This is a genomic window from Nocardia cyriacigeorgica (assembly GCF_010868145.1).
Classification (GTDB): Bacteria; Actinomycetota; Actinomycetes; order Mycobacteriales; family Mycobacteriaceae; genus Nocardia; species Nocardia cyriacigeorgica_D.
In genome coordinates this window covers 118,211-131,164 of record NZ_JAAGUY010000002.1, presented here as the reverse complement: position 1 = coordinate 131,164, position 12,954 = coordinate 118,211, and the positions used below count along the sequence as shown (strand labels likewise).

The following is a 12,954-nucleotide window of genomic DNA, read 5'->3' as shown; positions in this document are numbered from 1 at the left end:
CGTGCTCAGCGCAGCAGGTGCTCGACGAGCCGGCGGTACCGCTCGGGGTCGATCGGGGGCAGGCCGAGCAATGCGCGCAGGTAGACCCCGTCACCGACCAGCCGGACCAGATCCGCGCGCACCGGATCGTCGATCTCGGCGTCGAGGCCGTCCGACCAGGAGTTCATCATCTCGGCAAGGGCTTGCTGGACGGCGTCTGTCTCCGGGCCCGCTGTGGCGTCGACGGTGCGCATGGTGGCAAGCATGGATCGATACAGCTCGAGTTCGAGCGCTTCGTCCGCGGAGTCGGTATTCGGAATCTGCAGGTACCACTCGGCCACCGAACCGCCCGCGGCGACCGAATCGTCGAGCTGGGTGCGGGCGCGGTCGGTGAGCCGCCGGACCAGACCGGCGAGCAGCGCGTCCTTGCTCTTGAAGTGATAGAGCAGGCCGCCCTTGGACACGCCCGCAGCGGCGGCCACGTTCCCGAGCGTCACCTGGGACATGCCTTTGTCCAGCAGCAGGGTCTCGAGGGCGTCCAGGATGCGATCGCGGGTGGTGGCAGTCACGGGAATAACTGTACCGGCTGGACGGTAATGTTTAGTACTATACCGTCTGGACGGTTAACGACTCGCGACGAAAGTCGAGAAGGATCATGGACATCACCACGGGGATCAGCCCCGACCTGCGCGACACCCCACCCCGCGCCACCACACGGGACTGGATCGGCCTGGCCGTACTGGCGCTGGCGCTGCTGCTACTCGCGGTCGACGCCACCGTTCTCGATATCGCGGTGCCCGCCATCAGCGCCGATCTGGCGCCGAGCACCACCCAGCTGCTCTGGATCATCGACGTCTACTCGTTCGTGCTCGCCGGTCTGCTCGTGGTCATGGGCAACCTCGGCGACCGAATCGGCAGGCGCACACTGCTGCTGATCGGCGCCGCCGGATTCGGTCTCGCTTCCCTGCTCGCGGCCTGGGCCGTCAGCCCGGAGATGCTGATCGCGGCCCGCGTGCTGCAAGGCATTACCGGCGCGACCCTGATGCCCGCGACCCTCGGTTTGATCCGGTCGATGTTTCACGATCCGCGCCAGCGCACCTTCGCCATCGGAGTCTGGGGCGCTATGGCGGGAGGCGGGGCGGCGGCGGGTCCGCTGCTGGGTGGCTGGCTGCTCGAGCACTACTGGTGGGGCTCGGTATTTCTGGTGAACATGCCGATCATGCTGGCGCTGATCGCGCTCGGGCCGCTGCTCATTCCGGAATCGAAGGACCCGAATCCGGGTCGTTTCGATATTCCGAGCGCCGTGCTATCGATGCTCGCTCTCGTACCGTTCGTGTACGCGGTCAAGGAAATCGCAGCGCACGGCCTGAGCCCGGCGACCCTGGTCGCGGCAGTGGTCGGCGTGTCCGCAGGTGTGCTCTTCGTGCGCAGGCAGCGGACACTGGAGCGGCCGATGCTGGATCTGCGGCTGTTCGCGGTCCCGCAATTCCGCACCGCCGTGGTGACCAACCTGCTCGCGGTCTTCGCGCTCGCCGGGGTGCTGTTCTTCGGTTCGCAGTACTTGCAGCTGGTCCTCGGCCATTCGCCGTTGCAGGCCGGCATGCTGCTGCTGCCGGGCATGGTCGCCAGCGTCGTCGGCTCACTGTTGGCCGCCGTGCTGGTGCGGTGGTGGCGTCCGACCTCGGTCCTCGGTGGTTCACTGGCCCTGGCCGCGCTCGGCTCCGCGCTGTTCCTGTGGCTGACAGCCGACGCCGCGACCGGCATGGCGCCATTCGTGCTCGGCTTCGGGCTGATCGGCACCGGCGTCGGCATCGCGCTGACGGTGTCGTCCGATCTGGTGGTGAGCTCGGCCCCCGCCGAACGGGCAGGTGCGGCCGCGGCCATCTCGGAGACCGCCTATGAGACCGGTATCGCCTTGGGTGTGGCCGTGCTCGGCAGCATCGTGATGGCGGTATTCCGCAATGGCATCGACGTCTCCGCGCTTCCCGCCGATGCCGCCGGTACGGCCGTCGAGTCGCTGGGCGGTGTTGCGGATCTGGCCGGGCAGCTACCGGCGGCGGCGGGTGCGTCGTTGCTTGGCTCGGCGCACGAATCCTTCGTCACTGGAATCCATCTGGCCTCGGTCGGTATCGCAGGCATTCTGTTGGTGGCGGCGGTGGTGGCCTTCCGTTCGCGGGCTGCGCGGAGCTGAGTGATCGGTCGGCCCGGTGCGCTCAACTCGTCCGTGGACGGGCGAGTTCGGTGCGCTGGGTGCGGCCGCGCAGCGCCACCGACTCGCCGAGCTTCCATCGGGTCGCCTCGTCGGCGTCGGCCGCGGCGACGGTGCTCGCCGAGCTCAGCAGCAGTCCCGGATCCTGTTTGGCCAGTTCACACAGTCGTGCGGCCTCGTTGACGGCGTCACCGATGACGGTGAACTCATACCGCTGATGCGCACCGACATTGCCCGCGACCACCCGTCCCGCGGCGACACCGATGGCGGCGGAGAAGTCGGAGGTGTGCGCGTCCAGCCTGCTGCGAATCGCGCGGGCGCAGGCCAGCGCAGCGCCCGCGGCGTCGGCAAGCGGTGCAGGGGCACCGAATATCGCAAGTGCCGCATCGCCTTCGAACTTGTTGACGAGCCCGCCCTGTCGTTCGACCTCGTCCACCACAATGGTGAAGAACTCGTTGAGGATGGCGACGATCTCGGTGGCCGCGCGAGTCGCGGTCATCGTGGTCGAGCCGATGATGTCGATGAACAGTGCCGCCGCTTCGCATTCCTGTCCACCCAGCCGCGGGTTGCTGCCGATCGCCGCGACCGCGACGTCATGGCCGACGTGTCTGCCGAACAGGTCACGTATCTGTTCGCGTTCGCGTAATCCGTGCACCATTCGGTTGAAACCGCTTTGCAGCTCACCCAATTCGGTGCCGTCGTAGACGGTGACCGCGACATTCAGATCGCCACCCTCCACCTGACGCAACGCCCGGCGCACTCCCCGAATCGGCGCCACGGTGGCGGCCGAGGCCTGCATCATCAACAGCATTCCGAACACCAGGGTGGCGCCGCCGAGGGTCAGCACGCACACGGCCATACGCTCGGTGCTGACCTCGAAACCGGTCAGTGACAGCAGCGCGACCACCATCGACAGCGCTACCGGCACCGCCGAACCGAGGAGCCACATCAGCATGGTGCGTCCGAAAACCCCGATGCTGTGGATAGCGCGTCCCGGAGCGGCGTCGAGCACCCGTGCCGTCACCGCCCGCAGCGCGAACTCCGCGATCAGGTAGCTGTTGGCGCACACCACGATCGCACTGAACCCGATGCCGAGCACGATCTTCGGGATCATTGCCGGATCGGCGAGGCCGTACAGCAGGCTGAGCACCGCCGCCCCGCCGAACCACAGCCACGCCTGCTGCCGCACCAGCCGCCGCGGCACCCGCACGGCCGCGCGCTGTTCGCTCTCGGTCGGCACATGGTTGGGATCGGTTGCCCAGCGCAACGTGCGCAGCCCCGACACCGTCCCCCACAACGTGCCGATCACCAATGCCAGCGCCGCATACAACGGGGCGGCGATCGCATTGAGCGGCAGCAGCCGCAGCGTGAAGATCGTCGGCCCCGGCAGCACGAACCCGATCAGCACGATCGCCACCGCGATCCCGATCAGGTTGGCCCCGAGCAGCGGAATGGTCAGCAGCAGCTGGATCCGGACCCGGCGAATCCCCGACTTCTCGTCCGCCGGCCCGAGCAGCCGCGAACCCCACGGTTTGGAGCCGAAGGCGGCGGGCGTGAGCTGACTGTCGGGCATGGATCGAGCAGGCGTGGACATAGGGGTTCGCGTAGCCGCTCAGCGACCAGGCGGAAGTTCGCGCGGCCCCGAAGGTCCGGGCAGCTCCGGTGTGTGGCGGCCGGGCAGTTCATCGTGCGATCCCGACGGCAGCCCGTAGCCGGTGGCCGAGGCCTGCGGCAGCGCCGAGTAGCGCGGGTCGGTCGAGTAGCGCGGGTCGGTGGTGGGGTAGTAGTGCGGCACATTCGGGTCGACGGTCGCGGCGGCAATGCGCTGGGCATGCCAGTACTCGGGCGAGCCGGGCGTCAGCTGGTAACCGGTGGGCACCTGGTAGCCGACCTGCGGAGTGGGCCGCGCGGCCGAATCCTCGGAATCGACGGTCACCTTGCGGGTGCGGCGCAGCGTGAAGGTGATCTCTTCTACCTCTTCGAACGCCTGACGCGCGGTGCGCAGCGGATGGGTCGCGGTGTCGATGGCGTTGGCGACGAAAGAGGGGACCAGCGGACGGATCCAGCGGGCGGCGGTATCGGTGAACGGCACCTGGCCGATCAGCGGCAGCTCCAATCCGCCGCGATCGCCTGCCTGCTCGGCCTTGGCCGGAACCGCGGCGGGCACCGCAGGTGCGAGTGCATTCGGCGCCGGGGTGATGGCATTCGCGCCGACCGGGGCGGGCAGGTTCGGCGTGGCGATCCCGTCGTACGACACGGAAGGGTCCTTTCGGTCGGCGGCCGGGGTCCCGGCCGGTAGTTCGGCGGTCGCATCCGCGCCGAGGGCCCGGCGCGAGGGTTCGGTGATCCCGATCTCGAGACCGCCGATGGCCGCGATGACGCGGGTGCGCTGGCGTTCCCGGTCGATCGCGGTATCGGCCTCGACGGCCAGCCGGGCGGCGGTGAGCTGCTGATCGGCGCGCAGTAGTTCGGCCTCGGTACGCACCTCGGCCCGCTTCACCGCGATCGCGGCGTCGGCGGTTCTTTCGGCCCGGTCACGGATGGTGTCGGCGGCCAGTCGCCGGTCCTGCGCGGTCTCCCCGCGCCAGCGCCGCAGGATCAGCGGCAGCAGCGCGAGCAGGCAGAACGCGATCACCAACAGCAGACGCAGCAGCAGTGCGCCGACGTGGGCGATGGTGTAGTCGTGCATGGCCACCCAGCGCGCGCCGAGCCCACGGTCGGCGTCGGCGCGGGCGTCGGCCTCGGCGGCGTCGACTCGCGTCTGCGCGTCGGCGATGCGCTGGTCCAGCGGTGCGATCCGGGCCTGCGCGGCGGTGAGCTGGGCGCGGGCGTCGTCGAGCATGTCGTTTGCGGTCTGTGATTCCGGCCCACGGCCGGGCACGCCGGTGATCCTGGTCTGCGGGCAGTCGGGCGTGGGGTTGTACTCGCAGCGGGCGGTGACCAGTGCCTTGTCGATATCGGCCTGGGCCTGGGTGAGCGTCTGACTCAGGTTCGTCCGGTCGGCGCGGGCGCTGTCCAGATCGGCACGGGCATCACGCACTGCCGGTACCGATGCCGTCGACGTTGCGGCGCGCTCGTCGAGCATCCGGTCGACGGTGCCGCCGAACAACACAGTCGAGGCGAGTTCGGCGACAAGGACACCGGTGAGCACGGCGACGGCCACGCGGCCGATCGAGCCACGCCGGTCGGCAGCCTCGCCTTCCCGATACGGGACGAAGTCGGGGGCGATTGTCGCGAGCGCCTTACCGACCGCCCCGGCGATGAGCGCTACGACCAAGGCTGCGGCCACCACACCGACCGGCGACCAGTGCGCTGCCGCACCGGCCACCGCGGTGACGGCTCCCGCGGCCATCGCGAACAGCGCGACCACCGCACCGGTGAGTGCGTATCCACCGCGCTCATGGCGCTTGTCAGTGTTGTCGTCGTCTGGGCGGGCGTCGAAGTGAGCACCGCCGAGCCAGGTGAGCATGCCGATGACGGTCATGGGATTCCCACATCCTCTACGTCCGAGTCCTTGTCGCGCTCGGCCCCATCTCGCGCGCCGGGCCGGTCCGCCGCCTGCGATGGCGAGGTGCCCGCGCTTGGCGAAAGTGTCACGGATTCGTTGTCACAGCGTGACAGGCGAGCTGCCGATCCACCGAGCGTGGAGCCGGGGATGTGGTCAGCTTCACAACGGGCCGGATCCTCGTCGCCGGATCGACGCGGTGACCGGTGCACGGCGCCGGCCGGAGCCGATCGCGCAGGTAGCGCCCTACGCGCCGAAGACCTCGGTGGCGCAACGACATCCGGATCGACCCATGCGTGTGCCCGGGCACAGGAAGTGTGGCGAAGACCACTCTCGTCTCATTTGCTGCAAGTGTGCTGAAGCGCACTTCGGGCAAAACAGGCCGAACGGTCGGATCATGTTCTGTGCTCGTCACAACCCTGTCGGAAATATCTCACCGGCCCGCGCAACAGTTAGCCGCACCACGATTGGTTTGCCCGGCTCCGACGAGGGGAAATCTGCTTCGATGCAGGTGAAAGCGGGTGTGTGAGCGCAACGGCGCGTTCGCTCATCTACCGGGAAGCCCCCTGAGAACCCCTCCGACCTGCGCGGAACGGGATCGATCAGTGCCCGGATGCTGCTTTACACTGGACGACGCGCACACGTGGAGGGCCTGAATGAAGAAGCCCAGCTAGGCCTGGTTATTAGTGAAACCTAAGTTGGTTGGGCTCAAGTCCTGACTTATCGTTTGCTCTTACGCCGAACACAGAATGTTCGGTGCCCAACGCACGCACGGGCATCCGAAACAGGTGCCAACCGTAGCGGGCGAACCCCGCGCGGCGGTAAGGAACACGTAAGCGTTCCGTTACTGCCGAGCACCCCTACTTCATAACAGGAGCGGGTGGACAACTAGAGACATGACTGCACCACAGTGGCGTGAGCATCGGGCTCGAAAGGTGAAAGCCTGCGCAACCGCGTAGAGCCTGCGAGCGCCGCATATCGGTACAGAGAACCATCAGCGCGGCTGGTTTTCCGAACGTACGGACGCAGTCTTGACGGAGGCGTTCGACAGGGCGTTTTTCGATGGCCGCCCGAATCGAGGGCCGACTTTCTTGAAGGCAGAGGCATGACGCAACTTCCTGGCCACAGGTCACCTGGACCCATCGGTCTCTACGACCCGGCGAACGAGCACGACGCGTGTGGCGTCGCATTCGTCGTTGACATGCACGGCCGCCGCAGCCGTGACATCGTCGACAAGGCCATTACCGCCTTGTTGAATCTGGAGCACCGTGGTGCCGCGGGCGCCGAGCCCAACAGCGGTGACGGCGCGGGCATCCTGATCCAGGTGCCGGACCGGTTCTTCCGTGCCGTGGTCGACTTCGAGCTGCCGCCAGAGGGCTCCTACGCCACCGGTATCGCCTTCTTGCCGCAGGCCCGCCGCGAGGCCGCCGTCGCCGCCTACGGCGTCGACAAGATCGTCAAGGAAGAGGGCCTCGCGGTCCTCGGCTGGCGTGAGGTCCCGATCGACGAGTCCTCCCTCGGCGCGCTCTCGCGCGACGCGATGCCGACCTTCCGGCAGATCTTCATCGGTTCCCCGGCCGGCGGCGAGCAGCTGTCGGGCATGGACCTGGAGCGTCGCGCCTACGTCGTGCGTAAGCGGGTCGAGCGTGAGCTCGGCAAGGCGGGCGCCGGTGAGGGTGCGGTCGGCCGTGAGTCGGTGTACTTCCCGAGCCTGTCCGGACAGACCTTCGTCTACAAGGGCATGTTCACCACGCCGCAGCTGCGTGCCTTCTACCTCGACCTGCAGGACGACCGGGTGGAATCGGCCCTCGGCATCGTCCACTCGCGCTTCTCCACGAACACCTTCCCGTCCTGGCCGCTGGCCCACCCGTTCCGCCGGGTCGCGCACAACGGTGAGATCAACACCGTCAGCGGTAACGAGAACTGGATGCGCGCGCGTGAGGCGCTGCTGCGCTCCGACGTGTTCGGCACCGATACCGCGGGCAAGAACCGGCTGGAGAAGATCTTCCCGGTCTGCACCCCCGGCGCCAGCGACACCGCTCGTTTCGACGAGGTGCTGGAACTGCTGCACCTGGGCGGGCGCAGCCTGCCGCACGCGGTGCTGATGATGATTCCCGAGGCCTGGGAGCGTAACGAGACCATGGACGCGCAGCGCCGCGCGTTCTACGAGTACCACTCGATGCTGATGGAGCCGTGGGACGGCCCGGCATCGGTGTGCTTCTCCGACGGCACGGTCATCGGTGCGGTGCTCGACCGCAACGGTCTGCGCCCGAGCCGCATCTGGGTCACCGACGACGGCCTCGTCGTCATGGCCTCCGAGGTCGGCGTGCTCGACATCGACCCGGCCCGGGTGATCAAGAAGGTCCGCCTGCAGCCCGGCCGTATGTTCCTTGTCGACACCGCGCAGGGCCGCATCGTCGGCGACGACGAGCTCAAGGGTCAGCTCGCCGCCGAGCACCCGTACCAGGAGTGGCTGGACGCCGGCGTGTTCCGGCTGGCCGATCTGCCCGATCGCCCGCACGTGCACATGTCGCACGACCGCGTGCTGATCCGGCAGCAGATCTTCGGCTACACCAACGAGGAACTGAACCTGCTGATCGCGCCGATGGCCAAGACCGGTGGTGAGGCGCTCGGTTCGATGGGCACCGACACCCCGATCGCGGTGCTGTCGAGCCGGTCGCGGCTGCTGTTCGACTACTTCTCCCAGCTGTTCGCGCAGGTCACCAACCCGCCGCTGGACGCGATTCGGGAAGAGGTCGTCACCAGCCTCAAGCGCAATATCGGTCCCGAGGCCGATCTGCTGCATCCGGGTCCGGATTCCTGTAAGCAGATCGCCATCGAGCAGCCGATCCTCGACAACGACGAGCTGGCCAAGCTCGTCCACATCAACGACGACGGCTCGCACCCGGGCCTGCGTTCGGTGGTCGTGCGCGGTCTGTACCCGGTCGCCGAGGGCGGCAAGGGTCTGCGCAACGCATTGGCGGCCATCAACACCCAGGTCTCGGCCGCGATCGACGGCGGCGCGCGCATCGTCGTGCTGTCGGACCGCGAGTCCAACGAGAAGCTGGCGCCGATCCCGTCGCTGCTGCTCACCTCCTCGGTGCACCACCACCTGGTTCGCGAACGCACCCGCACCATGGTCGGACTGGTCGTCGAGGCCGGTGACGCCCGCGAGGTGCACCACATGGCGATGCTCGTCGGCTTCGGCGCGGCGGCCATCAACCCGTACATGGCCTTCGAGTCCATCGAGGACATGCTCGAGCGCAACGCGCTGGAGGTTCCCGGCAGCACGGGCGACCATGCCGCCGACTTCCGCAAGGCCGTGGCCAACTACAACAAGGCCGCGAGCAAGGGTGTGCTGAAGGTGATGTCCAAGATGGGCATCTCCACCATGGCTTCCTACAACGGTGCCCAGCTGTTCCAGGTCATCGGCCTGGATCAGGAACTGGTCGACGAGTACTTCACCGGTCTGCGTTCGCACCTGGGCGGTATCGGCCTCGACGACATCGCCGACGAGGTCGCCGCACGGCACCGGATCGGGTTCCTGGAGAACCGCACCGAGCGTGCGCACCGCGAGCTCGAGGTCGGTGGTGAATACCAGTGGCGGCGTGAGGGTGAATACCACCTGTTCAACCCGGACACCGTGTTCAAGCTGCAGCACGCCACCCGCACCGGGCAGTACTCGATCTTCAAGGAGTACACCAAGCTGGTCGACGACCAGTCCGAGCGGCTCGCCTCGCTGCGTGGTCTGTTCAAGTTCAAGTCCGGTGAGCGCGCGCCGATCTCGATCGACGATGTCGAGCCCGCCAGCGAGATCGTCAAGCGGTTCTCCACCGGTGCGATGAGCTACGGCTCCATCTCCGCCGAATCGCACGAGACCCTCGCCATCGCGATGAACCGGCTCGGTGGCCGCTCGAACTCCGGTGAGGGCGGCGAGCACCCGGCCCGCTTCGAGGTCGAGGAGAACGGCGACTGGCGCCGCAGCGCGATCAAGCAGGTCGCGTCCGGCCGGTTCGGTGTGACCGCGCACTACCTGAGCAACTGCACCGACATCCAGATCAAGATGGCCCAGGGCGCCAAGCCCGGTGAAGGCGGTCAGCTGCCCGCGCACAAGGTGTACCCGTGGGTCGCCGAGGTGCGGCACTCCACGCCGGGCGTCGGCCTGATCTCGCCGCCGCCGCATCACGACATCTACTCGATCGAGGACCTGGCCCAGCTCATCCACGATCTGAAGAACGCGAACCCGCAGGCGCGGATTCACGTGAAACTGGTCGCGGAGCCCGGTGTCGGCACCGTCGCCGCCGGTGTGTCGAAGGCGCACGCCGACGTGGTGCTGATCTCCGGTCACGACGGTGGTACCGGTGCTTCGCCGCTGACCTCGCTCAAGCACGCGGGTGGTCCCTGGGAGCTCGGCCTGGCCGAGACCCAGCAGACGCTGCTGCTCAACGGCCTGCGCGATCGCATCGTTGTCCAGGTCGACGGCCAGATGAAGACCGGCCGCGATGTGATGATCGCCGCGCTCCTCGGCGCCGAGGAGTACGGCTTCGCGACCGCTCCGCTGGTGGTCTCGGGCTGCATCATGATGCGGGTCTGCCACCTGGACACCTGCCCGGTCGGCGTCGCCACGCAGAACCCGATCCTGCGCCAGCGCTTCACCGGTAAGCCGGAGTTCGTCGAGAACTTCTTCATGTTCATCGCCGAAGAGGTGCGCGAACTGCTGGCCTCGCTCGGCTTCCGCACGCTGGACGAGGCCATCGGCCGGGTCGACCTGCTCGACACGGCCAGGGCCAAGCAGCACTGGAAGGCGGCCAAGCTGGACCTGTCGCCGATCCTCGACGATGTCGAGACGGCGTTCATGTACCAGGACCGTCGCTGCACCAAGACCCAGGACCACGGCCTCGACAAGGCGCTGGACCAGCAGCTGATCGCCCAGTCCGCCGATGCGCTCGAGCGTGGCAAGCCGGTCAAGTTCGACACCAAGATCACCAACGTCAACCGGACCGTCGGCACCATGCTCGGCCATGAGGTGACCAAGCTCTACGGTGGCGCGGGCCTGCCCGATGACACCATCGACATCACCTTCACCGGTTCCGCGGGCAACAGCTTCGGCGCGTTCGTCCCGGCGGGCATCACCCTGCGGGTGCAGGGCGATGCCAACGACTACGTCGGCAAGGGCCTGTCCGGCGGCCACCTGGTGGTCCGCCCGGCACCCACCGCGCCGCCGGAGTTCCGCGCCGAGGAGAACATCATCGCGGGCAACGTGATCCTGTTCGGTGCGACCAGCGGTCAGGCGTTCATCAACGGCATCGTCGGTGAGCGGTTCGCCGTGCGTAACTCGGGCGCCACCGCGGTGGTCGAGGGCGTCGGCGATCATGCCTGCGAGTACATGACCGGTGGCAAGGTCGTGATCCTCGGTGAGACCGGCCGCAACTTCGGTGCCGGTATGTCGGGTGGTCTGGCGTTCGTCTACGACCCGAACGGCACCTTCGAGGCCAAGGTCAATCCCGACCAGGCCGAGGCGATCGAAGCGCTGTCCGGTGACGACTTCACCTGGCTGCGCGACATCATCACCGCGCACCGCGACCAGACCGGTTCGGCTGTCGCCGAACGCATCCTGGGTGATTGGTCGCAGCAGGTGAACCACTTTGTGAAGGTTATGCCACGCGAATACAAGAAGGTGCTGCTCGCTATCTCCGAGGCTGAGAAGAGCGGCAAGGACGTGGACGAGGCAATTATGGAGGCTGCTCGTGGGTGACGCGCAGGGATTTTTGAAGCACACCTCGCGTGAGCTGCCCAAGCGGCGTCCGGTGCCGCTGCGTTTGATGGACTGGAAAGAGGTCTACGAGGAGAACTTCTCCCACCCGACCCTCCAGCGTCAGGCCAGCCGGTGCATGGACTGCGGTATTCCGTTCTGTCACAACGGGTGTCCGCTGGGCAACCTGATTCCGGAATGGAACGACCTCGTCTACAAGGACCGCTGGCGCGACGGTATCGACCGGCTGCACGCGACCAACAACTTCCCGGAGTTCACCGGGCGGTTGTGCCCGGCGCCGTGTGAGGCGTCCTGCGTGCTCGGGATCAACCAGGACCCGGTGACCATCAAGCAGGTCGAGGTCGAGATCATCGAGAACGCCTTCGACGAGGGTTGGGTCACCCCGGTGTACCCGACCCGGCTCACCGGTAAGAAGGTCGCCGTCGTCGGTTCCGGCCCGGCCGGTCTGGCCGCCGCGCAGCAGCTGACCCGTGCCGGTCACACCGTGACCGTCTTCGAGCGCGCCGACCGCATCGGCGGTCTGCTGCGCTACGGCATCCCGGAATTCAAGATGGAGAAGCGCTTCATCGACCGTCGTCTGGCGCAGATGGAGGCCGAAGGCACCATCTTCAAGACGGGTGTGAATGTCGGCATCGACATCACCGCCGACGAGCTGCGTGAGCGGTTCGACGCGGTGGTGCTCGCCGGCGGTGCCACGCTGGCCCGCGACCTGCCGATTCCAGGTCGTGAGCTGGACGGCATCCACCAGGCGATGGAGTTCCTGCCCTGGGCCAACCGGGTCCAGCACGGCGATCCGGTCACCGACGCCGATGGCCTGCCGCCGCTGCACGCACGCGGCAAGAAGGTCGTCATCATCGGTGGCGGTGACACCGGCGCCGACTGCCTCGGCACCTCGCACCGGCAGGGCGCCGAGAGCATCCACCAGTTCGAGATCATGCCGCGTCCGCCGGAGGAGCGTGCCAGCTCCACCCCGTGGCCGACCTACCCGCTCATGTACCGGGTGTCCTCGGCACACGAAGAGGGCGGCGAGCGCGTGTTCTCGGTGAACACCGAACGCTTCGTCGGTAAGAACGGCAAGGTCACCGGCCTCGACGCGCATGAGGTCACGATGGTCAACGGCCGCTTCGAGAAGGTCGAAGGCACCGACTTCACCCTCGAAGCCGATCTGGTGCTGCTCGCGATGGGCTTCGTCGGACCCGAGAAGCCGGGCCTGCTGACCGACCTTGGCGTCGGCTACGACCAGCGCGGCAACGTCCAGCGTGACAAGAACTGGGCCACCAACATTCCCGGCGTCTTCGTTGCTGGTGATATGGGCCGTGGCCAGTCGCTGATCGTGTGGGCCATCGCCGAGGGCCGCGCCGCCGCTTCGGCAGTGGACACGTTCCTGGAGGGTGAGACCGCTCTCCCTTCGCCCATCCCGCCGACCGCGGTCGCCCAGCGCTGAGCTGATATCCGAGAAGGGCGTTGCGCCGGAACGTTCCGGCGCAA

At 67.5% G+C, this 12,954-nt stretch carries 6 protein-coding genes; 3 read left to right on the top strand and 3 right to left on the bottom strand.

Going from position 1 to position 12,954, the window contains the following annotated elements; translation table 11 throughout:
* Positions 1–5: 5 nt before the first annotated feature.
* Positions 6–548 carry a TetR/AcrR family transcriptional regulator gene (locus tag GV792_RS04375; protein WP_163822327.1) on the bottom strand — a complete coding sequence of 181 codons (543 nt, stop codon included), beginning with the start codon at positions 546–548 and terminating at the stop codon, positions 6–8.
* An 86-nt stretch (positions 549–634) separates the two neighbouring features.
* Between GV792_RS04375 and GV792_RS04370 the strand changes: the two genes are divergently transcribed.
* The gene (locus GV792_RS04370; RefSeq protein WP_163822326.1) at positions 635–2,170 is read left to right on the top strand and encodes an MFS transporter; all 1,536 of its coding nucleotides are present in this window, start codon (positions 635–637) and stop codon (positions 2,168–2,170) included.
* Positions 2,171–2,192: 22 nt separating this feature from the next.
* Here the strand turns inward: GV792_RS04370 and GV792_RS04365 are convergent, their stop codons facing one another.
* Entirely contained in the window at positions 2,193–3,761 is a 1,569-nt protein-coding gene (locus GV792_RS04365; protein ID WP_163822325.1) for an adenylate/guanylate cyclase domain-containing protein, read from the bottom strand.
* 39 nt (positions 3,762–3,800) lie between these two features.
* Entirely contained in the window at positions 3,801–5,672 is a 1,872-nt protein-coding gene (locus GV792_RS04360) for a DUF4407 domain-containing protein (protein ID WP_163822324.1), read from the bottom strand.
* A 1,126-nt stretch (positions 5,673–6,798) separates the two neighbouring features.
* On the opposite strand from GV792_RS04360, the gene gltB reads away from it, so the two are divergent.
* Positions 6,799–11,448: a glutamate synthase large subunit gene (gltB, locus tag GV792_RS04355; RefSeq protein WP_163822323.1), complete on the top strand. Its 4,650-nt coding sequence runs from the start codon at positions 6,799–6,801 to the stop codon at positions 11,446–11,448.
* Entirely contained in the window at positions 11,441–12,910 is a 1,470-nt protein-coding gene (locus GV792_RS04350) for a glutamate synthase subunit beta (protein WP_163822322.1), read from the top strand. The genes gltB and GV792_RS04350 overlap by 8 nt, the downstream gene beginning before the upstream one ends.
* Positions 12,911–12,954 lie beyond the last annotated feature (44 nt).

Coding starts and splice junctions, on each gene's coding strand:
- GV792_RS04370 (WP_163822326.1), top strand. CDS start 635: ATGGACATCACCACGGGGATCAGCCCCGACCTGCGCGACACCCCACCC.
- GV792_RS04365 (WP_163822325.1), bottom strand. CDS start 3,761: ATGCCCGACAGTCAGCTCACGCCCGCCGCCTTCGGCTCCAAACCGTGG.
- GV792_RS04360 (WP_163822324.1), bottom strand. CDS start 5,672: ATGACCGTCATCGGCATGCTCACCTGGCTCGGCGGTGCTCACTTCGAC.
- gltB (WP_163822323.1), top strand. CDS start 6,799: ATGACGCAACTTCCTGGCCACAGGTCACCTGGACCCATCGGTCTCTAC.